Source organism: Pseudomonas sp. LAMO17WK12:I10 (assembly GCF_900215185.1).
Classification (GTDB): Bacteria; Pseudomonadota; Gammaproteobacteria; order Pseudomonadales; family Pseudomonadaceae; genus Aquipseudomonas; species Aquipseudomonas chlororaphis.
Genome location: NZ_OBDX01000002.1, coordinates 245,639 through 258,463, shown reverse-complemented (window position 1 = coordinate 258,463; position 12,825 = coordinate 245,639). Strand labels below are relative to the sequence as shown.

Below are 12,825 nucleotides of genomic sequence, written 5' to 3'. Positions count from 1 at the left end.
CTATGTCCCGTCGTCGCCGGCATGAAGAACACGTCAACCATGAGCGTTGGCTGGTGTCCTACGCGGACTTCATCACCTTGCTGTTCGCCTTTTTCGTGGTCATGTACTCGATCTCCTCGATCAACGAGGGCAAGTACAAGGTCATTTCCGAAGCGCTGATCGGCGTGTTCACCGATTCGGACCGCGCCCTCAAACCGATTCCCATCGGTGAGGAGCGGCCCCAGACCGTGACCCCGGCCAAGCCGCTGGTCAAGGACAGCGAGCAGACCGATGCCGGTATCGCCGGTGCCAGCGATCCGCTGAAAAGCATCGCCGACGATATCAGCGCGGCTTTTGGCGACCTGATCAGTTCCAACCAGATGACCGTGCGCGGCAACGAGCTGTGGGTCGAGATCGAACTCAACTCCAGCCTGTTGTTCGGCAGCGGCGATGCCATGCCCAGCGACCTGGCGTTCAACATCATCGACAAGGTGGCGGCGATCCTCAAACCTTTCGACAACCCGATTCACGTCGAAGGCTTTACCGACAACCAGCCGATCCAGACCGCGCAGTACCCGACCAACTGGGAGCTGTCGTCGGCCCGCTCGGCGAGCATCGTGCGGATGCTGGCGATGCAGGGGGTCAATCCGCAGCGCCTGGCGTCGGTCGGCTACGGCGAGTTCCAGCCGGTAGCCAATAACGCGACGGCCGATGGCCGTGCCCGCAACCGTCGGGTGGTGCTGGTGGTGTCGCGCAATCTCGACGTACGCCGCAGCCTGACGGGCACCGGCACCGCCCATGCGACACCGGATGCGGCATTGAAGCGTGCTGGCACACAAACTGCACCTACGTCAGTCAAGACGCCGGGACGCGAGAGTGCCGTCAATTCTCCGTCACCGGCTTTATAACTGGGTGCTATTTCTCGGCTGGCCCGTGCCTGCCGGGAGGAACAATCTGAATGAGAGTCTGGGCAGTTGCCAATCAAAAGGGTGGCGTCGGTAAGACCACCAGTTCCATCGCTTTAGCCGGGTTGCTGGCCGAGGCGGGCAAGCGCGTGGTCGTGGTCGATCTCGACCCCCACGGCTCCATGACCAGCTACTTCGGCTATGACCCCGACAGCCTGGAACACAGTAACTACGACCTGTTCCTGCACAAGGGCAGTGTCCCCGAGGGCTTGCCCGGGCAGTTGCTGCTGTCGACCAGCGACGAACGTATTTCCCTGCTGCCCTCGAGTACCGCGCTGGCTACCCTGGAGCGCCAGTCGCCGGGGCAGAGCGGCCTGGGCCTGGTGATCGCCAAGAGCCTGGCGCAGTTGTGGCAGGATTTCGACTATGCGGTGATCGACAGCCCGCCGTTGCTTGGCGTGCTGATGGTCAATGCCTTGGCGGCGAGCCAGCAACTGGTGATCCCGGTGCAGACCGAGCACCTGGCGGTCAAGGGCCTGGAGCGCATGGTCAATACCTTGGCGATGATCAACCGCTCGCGCAAACAGGCGCTGCCGTTCAGCATCGTGCCGACCCTGTTCGACCGCCGCACCCAGGCGTCCCTGGGCACCTTGCGGGTGCTGCGCGACAAGTTCCCGGATGAGATCTGGCAAGGCTACATCCCGGTCGACACGCGCCTGCGCGATGCCAGCCGGGCCGGGCTGACGCCTTCGCAGTTCGACGGCAAGAGCCGCGGCGTGCTGGCCTATCGCGCCTTGCTCAAGCACTTGCTGGCCCAGCAACTTGTCCCGCAGGTGGCCTGACGTGGCGGAGCATTCAAGTCTGCTGCCGGTCTGGCCGATAAACCCTACAGGTCATTGTGCTGGGTTTTATCCGTGGGCATCCTTATGAACCGTCCTGTCGACGTCACGTCCCGACCGCAGCTGGCGCTGCAGTCCTACCTGGACGCGTTGCTGCAGGACGCCACCGAAGAAGAGTTCGCGGTTCCCGAGGCGCTGCCGCAGGTTCAGGCAGCGGTAGAAGAGGTGGCGGTGTCGAGCGAGGTCCTGGATGAGTTCCAGGCCGCGGTGCTCGAAGAACAGGCTCGCGATGCCCAGGTCCAGCGTGCGCCGGCTGCGGTTGTCGCGCCGGTAGTACGGGTCGAGGAACCGATGGTCGCCCCCGTGCTGGAGGCGCCCGCGCCATTGCCGGCCACCTTGTCGACCGTTGCGCCCTTGCTGCAAGGCCTGGTCGAACCGGTGGTCGAGGTGCATCGGCCGCCCAGCAGCACGCCACCCCCGGTGGCGGGTGACGACCGGCCGAGTTGGGCGGTGGAACCATTCGAGTGCCTGCTGTTCGATGTCGCCGGGTTGACCCTGGCGGTGCCGCTCGTTTGCCTGGGGTCGATCTATTCCCTGGCGGGGCATGAACTGACACCGCTGTTCGGCCAGCCGGAGTGGTTCCTCGGGATCCTGCCGAGCCAGGCCGGCAACCTGAAGGTGCTGGATACCGCGCGCTGGGTGATGCCCGATCGCTACCGCGACGACTTCCGCCAGGGCCTGCAATACGTGATCTCGGTCCAGGGCTACGAGTGGGGGCTGGCGGTGCATCAGGTCAGCCGCTCGTTGCGCCTGGACCCGAACGAAATCAAATGGCGCAGCCACCGTGGCCAGCGGCCATGGCTGGCGGGCACGGTCATCGAGCATATGTGCGCGCTGCTGGACGTTTCCGAGCTGGCCGAGCTGATCGCCAGCGGCGGCGCGAAACACTTGGCTATCAGCAAACCGGCGCCGAAGCCGATATAGACCAACAACAGGCTGCGCCGACGGTGCGGCCACACAGAACACACACCGTTTCCAACGGTTTTTTGAGGGGTCAGGGGTATGAATAAGTCGTCGTCTGCACAGAGTTCCGAAGATCCGATCCTGCAATGGGTAACCTTCAAACTGGATAACGAGTCCTACGGCATCAACGTGATGCGCGTGCAGGAAGTCCTGCGCTACACCGAGATCGCGCCGGTACCGGGTGCCCCGAGCTACGTGCTGGGCATCATCAACCTGCGTGGCAATGTGGTGACCGTGATCGACACCCGCCAGCGTTTCGGCCTGGTGCCCACCGAGGTCAATGACAATACCCGCATCGTGATCATCGAAGCCGACAAGCAAGTGGTCGGGATCATGGTCGACAGCGTGGCGGAAGTGGTTTACCTGCGTCAGTCGGAAGTCGAGACCGCGCCGAACGTCGGTAACGAAGAGTCGGCCAAGTTCATCCAGGGCGTGTGCAACAAGAACGGCGAGCTGCTGATTCTGGTTGAGCTGGACAAGATGATGAGCGAAGAAGAGTGGTCGGAACTGGAGAGTATCTGATTGATTCTCGAGGTTGCGGTTATTGTCCTGTTCCTCTTTTGGGCAGGCACACTGGCGATGTTCCTGGCCTATATTCGTGCTCAGCGGCAGATCGCCGCTCAGCAGGCCCAGGGCGATGCGCTGCGCGATCAGCGCATCAAGGACCTGGCCAAGCGCGTCGACGATTACCAGAACGGTACGGTGCGCATGGGCGAAGACCTGCATGAGCTGCGCGCGGTGGTCGGTCCGTTGCCGGACAAGCTGGCCCAGCTGGAACAGCGCGATCCGTCGAGCCTGTCCTTCGCCCAGGCCGCGCGCCTGGTGGGCATGGGCGCCAGCGTCGACGAACTGACTCAGTCCTGCGGCTTGACCCAGGCCGAGGCCGAGTTGATGAGCAAGCTGCACAAGAGCTGAAATCCCTCTGTAGCCGCTGCCGCAGGCTGCGCCAAGGCCGAAGGCCTTCAGCGATCCTGAGATCCCTGCGGCCGTACCGGCCGATCGCAGCCTGCGGCAACGGCTACGGATCAGTAATCCTCCCCGCTTTGCGTCACATCCTTCTCCAGCGCCGCTTCCTGCGGCTCATGCCCGGCCGGGAACTTGCCCTTGAGGTTCCAGGCGAAGGCAATGATTTCGGCGATGGTCCGGTACAACTCCTCGGGAATGCTGTCGCCCAGTTCCATGCGCGCCAGCAGTTTCACCAGTTCGGCGTTCTCATAGATCGGCACATCACAGTCGCGGGCGATTTTCAGGATGGCTTCGGCCAGTTCGTCGTCGCCCTTGGCGGTCAGCGTGGGCGCGTGCTGGCCGTCGTACTTGAGGGCGATGGCCTGGCGTGGCGGGTTTGAATTATTCATGCGGTTTCATCGACCCAGCGTTGTTCCAGTCGGGTTTTCGGGCCCTGCGGCGGCGTGCCGAGATGGCAGTCCAGATCGCCGACATCCAGGCCGGACGCGAGCAGCCGTTCACGCAGGCTGCCCAGATGGCTTTCTATCAGGCTCGCGGTAAATGGCCGCTGCGCCCAGAGCTGGCTGGACAGGCGGCCCTTGAGCAGTTGCGCCTGCACCTGCAGCGGGCCCAGGGGTTCGAGGTCGAACGCCAGTTCGACGCGCCACAGCTGCTGTTTCGGTTCGCGTTCCTGGCGTTTTTCCTCGGGCGGTTTTTCCGCCGGGTCTTCGCGCTGGAACTTGACCTGCAAGGGCACGACGTCCTGCATCGTGCGCATCGGGATCTCCAGTTGCCAGGTGGTCAGCAGCCGCCCGTCATCGGTCAGGCCGCTCTGTTCCAGGCTCGCCAACTGATGGCTCTGCAAGCGCGAAACAGCGGCCGCGGCCAGGCGCAGCAGGTGTTCCAGGTCGCCTTCCTCCTCAAGGCTTTGCAGCAGCCGCGAGGGCAGGGGGAAGCCACCCGGCTGGGGCCTGGCGCTGACCTGGCCGAGGGTGCCCAGGGCGCTGCGCACAAAGCTCGGCAGCATCTGGGCCAGGGTATTGGCGGCAATGATCGCGTTGAAATTGGTGCTGGCCGGCAGGCCTGGCGTCATCTGGGCGATCAGGCGCAGCAGGTTGCCTTTCAGGTCAGCCGCCAGGGCCGGATTGTCGCCGGCCAGCAGCCGCGACTCGAGGAAGGCACCGCTGTTGCCCAGGGCCTGGGCCAGCGCCTTGGGATTGCTCAGTTGCTGCAGGTCGGGCAGGCCGGCGAGCAGCTTGTCCACCGCAGCGCGCAGCTCGCTGGAGGTGTCGTCGGAGGGCGGCAGGTTCTGCAACGCATTGATCAGGCCTGTCAGCGAGGCTTGGCGGCTTTGCTGGGCGGCCAGTTGCTGGGCGATCGCCAGTTGCTCCTGGCGCCCGCTCAGCGGCACGAAGCTCAAGCTCTGCGAGCCTTGCACCAGGGCGCTCAGCAGGCTGCCGATGCGCAAGGGTTGCGGGCTGTCGATGCTCAGGGTGCTGCCGCTCAGAGCGGTGTTGAGCAGGCTCACCAGCGAGCGGTAGACCGCCGGTTGTCCGGCTGCCTGGGGTTGTAGCTGGGTGGTCAGCACCTTGCCTTGCAGCAGGGTGCCCACGGGAAGCTGTGCGGTGTCCAGGCGGGTCAGGGTGGCGACGCTGGCGGCAATCGCCTGCTGCACGGTGATGGCCAGGTTGCCCGCCGAGGGCTGGGTCACCGCCAGGCTGGTGCCCAGGGGCAGTGGCTGGTTGCTGGTGGCCTGGACGGTGGTCTGCCGGCCGCTGTCGAGGGTCAGCTTGAGCAACAGTTGGAACGTCTGGTCCGCCTGCTTGAGCGACAGTACTTCGGCCTTGGCCGATTGGCCGGCGGCGATCAGGCCTTCCAGGGGCTGCAGCAACTTGAGCAATTCACCACTGATCGGCAGCGCGCGCACGGTTCCCGGCGTCAGTTGGGGCAGCGGAGGAAGGGTGATTTCGCCTGTCATCTGGACACAACCTGTGGAGAAATAAGCCCTCTTGAGAGTAGGGCATCGCATGTATAATGCCGCCCGTCTTCGGGGAGCGTGGCGAAAACATCGCAAAAGTTTGACGCAGCTCTCTGGAACAGGCCGCCGATGCGTTTATTCTGCATCTCTTTAACGGCTGCTCCACCGCCGACTTGAACCGTAAAGGCCCGCGATCATTTGACCAGTCCTCTTCTAGAAGCCGTAGCGCTTGCCTGTGAGCGCGACCTGCGGCTGCTCTTCGAAAAGCTCGAACTGCGTCTGGCCAGCGGCGACATGTTGCAGATCAGCGGTCCCAACGGCAGCGGCAAGACCAGCCTGTTGCGCCTGCTGGCAGGGCTGATGCAGCCGACCAGCGGCCAGGTGCTACTCAACGGCCAGCCGCTCAACGCCCAGCGCGCGGAACTGGCGCGCAACCTGTTGTGGATCGGCCATGCGGCGGGGATCAAGGACCTGTTGAGCCCCGAGGAAAACCTCAGCTGGCTCTGCGCCCTGCATCAGCCCGCCGATCGCGAGGCGATCTGGCAGGCCCTGGCGGCGGTCGGCCTGCGCGGTTTCGAGGATGTGCCCTGTCACACCCTGTCCGCCGGCCAGCAGCGCCGGGTGGCGCTGGCCCGGCTGTACCTGGACAGCCCGCCGCTGTGGATTCTCGACGAACCCTTCACCGCCCTGGACAAACAGGGCGTGGCGCAACTGGAAGAGCATCTGGCCGGCCACTGCGAACGCGGCGGCATGGTGATCCTCACCACCCACCACGCACTGAGCCGCCTGCCGGCCGGCTATCGCGACATCGATCTGGGGCATTGGGCCGTATGAGTGTTTTCGGACTGCTGGTTGCCCGCGAATCCCGGCTGCTGTTCCGCCGTCCCGCCGAACTGGCCAACCCGCTGGTGTTTTTCGCCATCGTTGTCGCACTGTTCCCGTTGGCGGTGGGACCTGAGACACAATTGTTGCAAACCTTGTCTCCAGGGCTAGTCTGGGTAGCGGCCCTGTTATCGGTTTTGCTCTCGCTGGACGGGCTTTTTCGCAGTGATTTCGAGGACGGATCCCTGGAGCAGTGGGTCCTTTCGCCGCACCCCCTGCCTCTTCTGGTTCTGGCCAAGGTGCTGGCACACTGGGCCTTTTCCGGCCTGGCACTGGTATTGCTTGCGCCCCTGTTGGCACTGATGCTCGGCCTGCCCACAGCCTGTCTGCCGGTGCTGTTGCTGTCCCTGTTGCTGGGCACTCCGGTGCTCAGCCTGCTGGGCGCGGTGGGCGCGGCGTTGACGGTAGGGCTCAAGCGTGGCGGCCTGTTACTGGCGCTGCTGATCCTGCCCCTGTACATCCCGGTATTGATTCTCGGCAGCGGCGCCTTGCAGGCGGCCTTGCAGGACATGCCGGCGACCGGTTACCTGCTGTGGCTTGGGAGCCTGACCGCCCTGGCAGTAACGCTGACACCTTTTGCAATAGCGGCTGGCCTGAAGATCAGCGTCGGCGAATAATGAGGTCTGATCAAATTTTGATCAGTAAAGACCCTGGCTGTGCGTGACAACGCGCGGCACCCGTGATGGAAACAGTATGAACTGGACCTGGTTTCATAAGCTCGGCTCGCCCAAGTGGTTTTACGGCATCAGCAGCAAGCTGTTGCCCTGGCTGAGCATCGCAGCCTTGCTGCTGATCACCGTCGGCGTCGTTTGGGGCCTGGCCTTCGCGCCGCCGGACTATCAGCAAGGCAACAGCTTTCGCATCATCTACATCCACGTTCCCGCGGCCATGCTGGCCCAGTCCATCTACGTGATGCTGGCGGTGTGCGGGGTGGTGGGCCTGGTGTGGAAGATGAAACTGGCCGATGTCGCCCTGCAATGCGCGGCGCCCATCGGGGCCTGGATGACCGCCGTGGCGCTGGTCACCGGGGCCATCTGGGGCAAGCCGACCTGGGGCTCGTGGTGGGTCTGGGACGCGCGCCTGACCTCCATGCTGATCCTGCTGTTCCTGTACTTCGGCCTGATCGCCCTGGGCAACGCCATCAGCAATCGCGACAGCGCGGCCAAGGCCTGCGCGGTGCTGGCCATCGTAGGGGTGATCAACATCCCGATCATCAAATACTCGGTGGAGTGGTGGAACACCCTGCACCAGGGCGCGACCTTCACCCTCACCGAAAAGCCGGCGATGCCCGTCGAGATGTGGCTGCCGCTGTTGCTGACGGTGCTGGGCTTCTATTGTTTCTTCGGCGCCGTGCTGTTGCTGCGCATGCGTCTCGAAGTGCTCAAGCGCGAAGCCCGCGCCAGCTGGGTCAGGGCCGAAGTGCAGAACAGCCTGGAGGCGGCATCATGAGTTTTTCTTCCTTCGCCGACTTTCTCGCCATGGGCCATCATGGCCTGTATGTCTGGTCAGCCTACGGCATCTGCCTGGTGGTGCTGATCCTCAACGTGGCGGTGCCGTTGCTGGCCCGCAAGCGTTACCTGCAACAAGAGGCGCGTCGTCTGCGCCGGGAGAACAATCAGTGAATCCGCTGCGTAAAAAGCGTCTGTTGATCATCCTCGGCGTGCTGGGCGGCGTGGGCGTTGCCGTCGGCCTGGCGCTGAGCGCCCTGCAACAGAACATCAATCTGTTCTACACCCCGACCCAGATCGCCAACGGCGAAGCCCCCCATGACACGCGGATCCGCGCTGGCGGCATGGTGCAGATGGGCTCGCTGCAACGCTCGGCGGATTCGCTGGACGTGCGCTTCGTGGTCACCGACTTCAACAAGGCCGTGACCATCACCTACCGCGGCATTCTTCCGGACCTGTTCCGCGAAGGGCAGGGCATTGTCGCCCTGGGCAAGCTCAACGCCGATGGCGTGGTGGTGGCCGATGAAGTACTGGCCAAGCACGACGAGAAGTACATGCCGCCGGAAGTGACCAAGGCCCTTAAAGACAGTGGGCAAATGGCGCCGGCTCCGGCCAAGGAGGGCTGAGCGATGACATCTGCAATCTTCATTCCCGAGCTTGGCCATCTGGCGATGATCCTGGCCCTGTGTTTTGCCCTGGTCCAGGCCGTGGTGCCACTGCTCGGCGCCTGGCGCGGCGACCGCCTGTGGATGGGCCTGGCGCAGCCCGCGGCCTGGGGGCAGTTCGCCTTTCTGACCTTCGCCTTCGGCTGCCTGACCTATGCCTTCATGGTCGACGATTTCTCGGTGGCCTATGTCGCCAGCAACTCCAACAGCGCCTTGCCCTGGTACTACAAGTTCAGCGCGGTGTGGGGCGCCCACGAGGGCTCGCTGCTGCTCTGGGCGCTGATCCTCGGGGGCTGGACCTTCGCCGTGTCGGTGTTCTCCCGGCAGTTGCCGCAAGTGATGCTGGCGCGGGTGCTGGCGGTGATGGGCATGATCAGCACCGGCTTCCTGCTGTTCCTGATCGTCACTTCCAACCCCTTCGCGCGGATTCTGCCGCAGGTGCCCGGCGACGGCCGCGACCTCAACCCGCTGCTGCAGGACATCGGCCTGATCGTGCACCCGCCGATGCTCTACATGGGCTATGTCGGTTTCTCCGTGGCCTTCGCCTTCGCCATCGCCGCCTTGCTCGGCGGGCGCCTGGACGCGGCCTGGGCGCGCTGGTCGCGGCCCTGGACCATAGTCGCCTGGGCATTCCTCGGCATCGGTATCACCCTCGGCTCCTGGTGGGCCTACTACGAACTCGGCTGGGGTGGCTGGTGGTTCTGGGACCCGGTGGAAAACGCCTCGTTCATGCCCTGGCTGGTGGGCACCGCGTTGATCCACTCGCTGGCGGTCACCGAAAAGCGCGGCGTGTTCAAGAGCTGGACCGTGTTGCTGGCCATCGCCGCGTTCTCCCTGAGCCTGCTGGGGACCTTCCTGGTGCGTTCCGGGGTGCTGACCTCGGTCCACGCCTTCGCCTCGGACCCCGAGCGCGGCGTGTTCATCCTGATCTTCCTGCTGTTCGTGGTCGGCGGCTCGCTGACCCTGTTCGCCTTGCGCGCGCCGGTGGTCAAGAGCCAGGTCGGCTTCAACCTGTGGTCGCGGGAAACCCTGCTGCTGGGCAACAACCTGGTGCTGGTGGTGGCGGCCTCGATGATCCTGCTGGGCACCCTGTACCCGCTGGTGCTGGATGCCCTGACCGGGGCCAAGCTGTCGGTCGGCCCGCCGTACTTCAATGCGCTGTTCATCCCGCTGATGGCGCTGCTGATGGTGGTGATGGCGATCGGTGTGGTGGTGCGCTGGAAAGACACCCCGGTGAAATGGCTGGTGAGCATGCTGACTCCGGTGCTGCTGGGCAGCGCCGCGCTGGCGGTGGTAGCCGGTATCGTCTACGGCGACTTCAACTGGGCAGTGCTGGCGACCTGCATGCTGGCGGCCTGGGTGTTGCTCGCCGGGGTCCGCGACATCGTCGACAAGACCCGCCACAAAGGCCTGGTCAAGGGCCTGCCGGGCCTGACCCGCAGCTACTGGGGCATGCAACTGGCGCACCTGGGCATCGCGGTCTGCGCCCTGGGCGTGGTGCTGTCGAGCCAGAACAGCGCCGAGCGCGACCTGCGCCTGGATCCGGGCGAGTCCATGGACCTGGCCGGTTATCACTTCGTCTTCGAGGGCGCCAAGCACTTCGAAGGCCCCAACTTCACCTCCGACAAGGGCACGGTGCGGGTGGTCCGCGACGGCAAGGAAGTTGCCGTGCTGCACCCGGAAAAACGCCTCTACACAGTACAGAACTCGGTGATGACCGAGGCCGGCATCGACGCCGGTTTCACCCGTGACCTCTACGTCGCCCTCGGCGAGCCGCTGGGCGATGGCGCCTGGGCCGTGCGGGTGCACGTCAAGCCGTTCGTGCGCTGGATCTGGTTCGGCGGCCTGCTCACCGGTTTCGGTGGCCTGCTGGCGGCCCTCGACCGGCGTTACCGGGTCAAAGTGAAAACCCGGGTGCGCGAAGCCCTGGGCATGACAGGAGCCACTGCATGAGACGCTGGATAATGTTGTTGCCGCTGGCGCTGTTCCTGCTGGTGGCGGTGTTCCTGTACCGCGGGTTGTACCTGGACCCGGCCGAGCTGCCATCGGCGATGATCGGCAAGCCGTTCCCGGAGTTCTCCCTGCCGTCGGTGCAGGGCGACAAGACCCTGACCCGTGCCGACCTGCTGGGCAAGCCGGCGCTGGTCAACGTCTGGGGCACCTGGTGCATTTCCTGCCGGGTCGAGCACCCGGTGCTGAACAAGCTGGCGCAGCAGGGCGTGACCATCTACGGCGTCAACTACAAGGACGTCAACGCCGACGCCCTGAAGTGGCTGGTCGAATTCCACAACCCCTATCAGCTGGATATTCGCGACGAGGAGGGCACCCTGGGCCTGAACCTCGGGGTGTACGGCGCGCCGGAAACCTTCTTCATCGACGCCAAGGGCATCATCCGCGACAAGTACGTTGGGGTGATCGACGAAACGGTGTGGCGCGAGAAGCTGGCCGCCAAGTATCAGGCCCTGGCCGATGAGGCCAAGCCATGAAGCGTTGGCTGGCCGCGGCCGTCCTGGGCCTGAGTATCGCTGGCGTGGCCCACGCCGCGATCGATACCTACGAATTCGCCAACGACGCCGAGCGCGAGCGCTTTCGCGAGTTGACCAAAGAGCTGCGGTGCCCCAAGTGCCAGAACCAGGACATCGCCGACTCCAATGCGCCGATCGCTGCGGACTTGCGCAAGGAAATCTTCCGCATGCTCGGCGAAGGCAAGGACAACCAGCAGATCATCGACTTCATGGTCGATCGCTATGGCGACTTCGTGCGCTACAAGCCGGCCCTGACCGGCAAGACCGCCTTGCTCTGGTTCGGCCCCGCCGGCCTGCTGCTGGGGGGCGTGGTGATCATCGCCGTGATCGTCCGGCGTCGGCGCGTGCAGCGCAGCGACAGCCCGAGCACACTTTCTGCCGAGGAGCGTCAGCGCCTCGACCAACTGTTGGATAAAGACCACGAATGATTGATTTCTGGCTCGCCGCAGGCCTGCTGCTCCTGGTAGCCCTGAGTTTTCTGCTGATCCCGGTTCTACGCGGCCGTCGCGCCCAGCGTGAAGAGGATCGTACCGCGCTGAACGTGGCGCTTTATCAAGAACGCGTGGCCGAGCTGCAAGGCCAGCAGGCCGAAGGCGTGCTCAGCGCCGAGCAGATGGACAGCGGCCGCGCCGAAGCCGCGCGCGAACTGCTGGCCGACACCGAGGGCGCGGAACCGGCTGGGGTATCGCGCCTGGGCAAGCCGCTGCCATTGCTGGCGGCGCTGCTGGTGCCGCTATTGGGCTTGGGCCTGTACCTGCATTTCGGCGCCAGCGACAAGGTCGAGCTGACCCGTGAATTCGCCCAGGCCCCGCAATCGATGGAAGAGATGACCCGCCGCCTCGAGCGCGCGGTCGCCGCCCAGCCGGATTCCGCCGAGGGCCTGTACTTCCTCGGCCGTACCTACATGGCCCAGGACCGTCCGGCGGACGCGGCGAAGATCTTCGAGCGCACCGTGGCCCTGGCCGGGCGCCAGCCGGAACTGCTCGGCCAGTGGGCGCAGGCGCAGTATTTCGCCGACGGCAAGCGGTGGTCGGACAAGGTCCAGGCCCTGACCGACGAAGCGCTGAAGGCCGATCCGAAGGAAGTCACGAGCCTCGGCCTGCTGGGCATCGCCGCCTTCGAAGGCGAGCGTTATCAAGAGGCTATCGATTACTGGAACCGCCTGCTGGCGCAATTGCCGGCGGACGACAACTCGCGCGCCGCGCTGCAGGGCGGTATCGACCGGGCCACCGAGAAGCTGCTGGCCAGCGGCGGCAAAGTGGCCCAGGCGCCTGCGCCCAAGGCTGCTGCGCTGCTCAAGGTACGTGTCGACCTGGCCGCCGAGCTGAAAGCCAAGGTGCAGCCGGGCGACAGCGTGTTCATCTTTGCCCGCGCGACTTCCGGGCCGCCGGCGCCGCTGGCGGCCAAGCGCCTGACCGTGGCCGACCTGCCGGTGACGGTGGAGCTGGGGGACGCCGACGCGATGATGCCGCAGTTGAAACTGTCGAACTTCCCGGAAGTCCAACTGGTTGCACGCATTTCCCGCGCCGGCCAACCGACTGCCGGCGAGTGGGTCGGTCGCAGCAAGCCCCTGGCCAGCAGCACCACCGCGCCGCAACAACTGACCATCGACAGCCCGGATAACTAAGAGAAGCCG

16 protein-coding genes are annotated in these 12,825 nt (G+C 64.8%); 14 read left to right on the top strand and 2 right to left on the bottom strand.

What is annotated here, in order from left to right; translation table 11 throughout:
- The first annotated feature begins 2 nt into the window (after window positions 1-2).
- The 5 genes from motD (at window position 3) to CRO75_RS03410 (ending at window position 3,661) form a co-directional block, all read left to right on the top strand.
- Complete coding sequence (gene motD, locus CRO75_RS03430) at window positions 3-887, top strand: flagellar motor protein MotD (RefSeq protein ID WP_007922499.1); 885 nt, start codon at window positions 3-5, stop codon at window positions 885-887.
- A gap of 50 nt (window positions 888-937) precedes the next feature.
- Complete coding sequence (locus CRO75_RS03425) at window positions 938-1,726, top strand: ParA family protein (RefSeq protein ID WP_007922498.1); 789 nt, start codon at window positions 938-940, stop codon at window positions 1,724-1,726.
- Window positions 1,727-1,810: 84 nt separating this feature from the next.
- On the top strand, window positions 1,811-2,707 hold the full coding sequence (locus tag CRO75_RS03420) for a CheW domain-containing protein (protein WP_097134448.1): 897 nt from the start codon (window positions 1,811-1,813) through the stop codon (window positions 2,705-2,707).
- 78 nt (window positions 2,708-2,785) lie between these two features.
- Window positions 2,786-3,268 carry a chemotaxis protein CheW gene (locus CRO75_RS03415; protein WP_007922496.1) on the top strand — a complete coding sequence of 161 codons (483 nt, stop codon included), beginning with the start codon at window positions 2,786-2,788 and terminating at the stop codon, window positions 3,266-3,268.
- Window positions 3,269-3,661, top strand: coding sequence for a DUF2802 domain-containing protein (locus tag CRO75_RS03410; protein WP_037033950.1), 393 nt, complete (start codon window positions 3,269-3,271; stop codon window positions 3,659-3,661).
- A 110-nt stretch (window positions 3,662-3,771) separates the two neighbouring features.
- Here the strand turns inward: CRO75_RS03410 and CRO75_RS03405 are convergent, their stop codons facing one another.
- Together CRO75_RS03405 and CRO75_RS03400 are read right to left on the bottom strand one after the other, a co-directional pair.
- Window positions 3,772-4,101: an EscU/YscU/HrcU family type III secretion system export apparatus switch protein gene (locus CRO75_RS03405; RefSeq protein ID WP_097134447.1), complete on the bottom strand. Its 330-nt coding sequence runs from the start codon at window positions 4,099-4,101 to the stop codon at window positions 3,772-3,774.
- Window positions 4,098-5,669: a flagellar hook-length control protein FliK gene (locus CRO75_RS03400; RefSeq protein ID WP_097134446.1), complete on the bottom strand. Its 1,572-nt coding sequence runs from the start codon at window positions 5,667-5,669 to the stop codon at window positions 4,098-4,100. Before CRO75_RS03400 ends, CRO75_RS03405 begins: the two co-directional genes overlap by 4 nt.
- 198 nt (window positions 5,670-5,867) lie before the next feature.
- On the opposite strand from CRO75_RS03400, the gene ccmA reads away from it, so the two are divergent.
- From ccmA to ccmI, 9 genes are all read left to right on the top strand, one after another.
- Window positions 5,868-6,503 carry a cytochrome c biogenesis heme-transporting ATPase CcmA gene (gene ccmA, locus CRO75_RS03395; RefSeq protein WP_097134445.1) on the top strand — a complete coding sequence of 212 codons (636 nt, stop codon included), beginning with the start codon at window positions 5,868-5,870 and terminating at the stop codon, window positions 6,501-6,503.
- The gene (gene ccmB, locus CRO75_RS03390; protein ID WP_097134444.1) at window positions 6,500-7,168 is read left to right on the top strand and encodes a heme exporter protein CcmB; all 669 of its coding nucleotides are present in this window, start codon (window positions 6,500-6,502) and stop codon (window positions 7,166-7,168) included. Before ccmA ends, ccmB begins: the two co-directional genes overlap by 4 nt.
- 76 nt (window positions 7,169-7,244) lie before the next feature.
- Window positions 7,245-8,000, top strand: a complete 756-nt coding sequence (locus CRO75_RS03385) for a heme ABC transporter permease (protein WP_007922035.1) — start codon at window positions 7,245-7,247, stop codon at window positions 7,998-8,000.
- Complete coding sequence (gene ccmD, locus CRO75_RS03380; RefSeq protein WP_007922041.1) at window positions 7,997-8,173, top strand: heme exporter protein CcmD; 177 nt, start codon at window positions 7,997-7,999, stop codon at window positions 8,171-8,173. Before CRO75_RS03385 ends, ccmD begins: the two co-directional genes overlap by 4 nt.
- Window positions 8,170-8,625 carry a cytochrome c maturation protein CcmE gene (gene ccmE, locus CRO75_RS03375; RefSeq protein ID WP_009047728.1) on the top strand — a complete coding sequence of 152 codons (456 nt, stop codon included), beginning with the start codon at window positions 8,170-8,172 and terminating at the stop codon, window positions 8,623-8,625. The genes ccmD and ccmE overlap by 4 nt, the downstream gene beginning before the upstream one ends.
- A 3-nt stretch (window positions 8,626-8,628) precedes the next feature.
- Window positions 8,629-10,617 (top strand): heme lyase CcmF/NrfE family subunit, encoded by a 1,989-nt coding sequence (locus CRO75_RS03370; RefSeq protein ID WP_097134443.1) that lies wholly within the window; start codon window positions 8,629-8,631, stop codon window positions 10,615-10,617.
- The gene (locus CRO75_RS03365; protein WP_007922047.1) at window positions 10,614-11,150 is read left to right on the top strand and encodes a DsbE family thiol:disulfide interchange protein; all 537 of its coding nucleotides are present in this window, start codon (window positions 10,614-10,616) and stop codon (window positions 11,148-11,150) included. The genes CRO75_RS03370 and CRO75_RS03365 overlap by 4 nt, the downstream gene beginning before the upstream one ends.
- A complete protein-coding gene (locus tag CRO75_RS03360; RefSeq protein WP_097134442.1) occupies window positions 11,147-11,617 on the top strand; it encodes a cytochrome c-type biogenesis protein in 471 nt (156 codons plus the stop codon). Before CRO75_RS03365 ends, CRO75_RS03360 begins: the two co-directional genes overlap by 4 nt.
- Window positions 11,614-12,816, top strand: coding sequence for a c-type cytochrome biogenesis protein CcmI (gene ccmI / locus CRO75_RS03355; RefSeq protein WP_097134441.1), 1,203 nt, complete (start codon window positions 11,614-11,616; stop codon window positions 12,814-12,816). Before CRO75_RS03360 ends, ccmI begins: the two co-directional genes overlap by 4 nt.
- The last annotated feature ends 9 nt before the right edge of the window (window positions 12,817-12,825 follow it).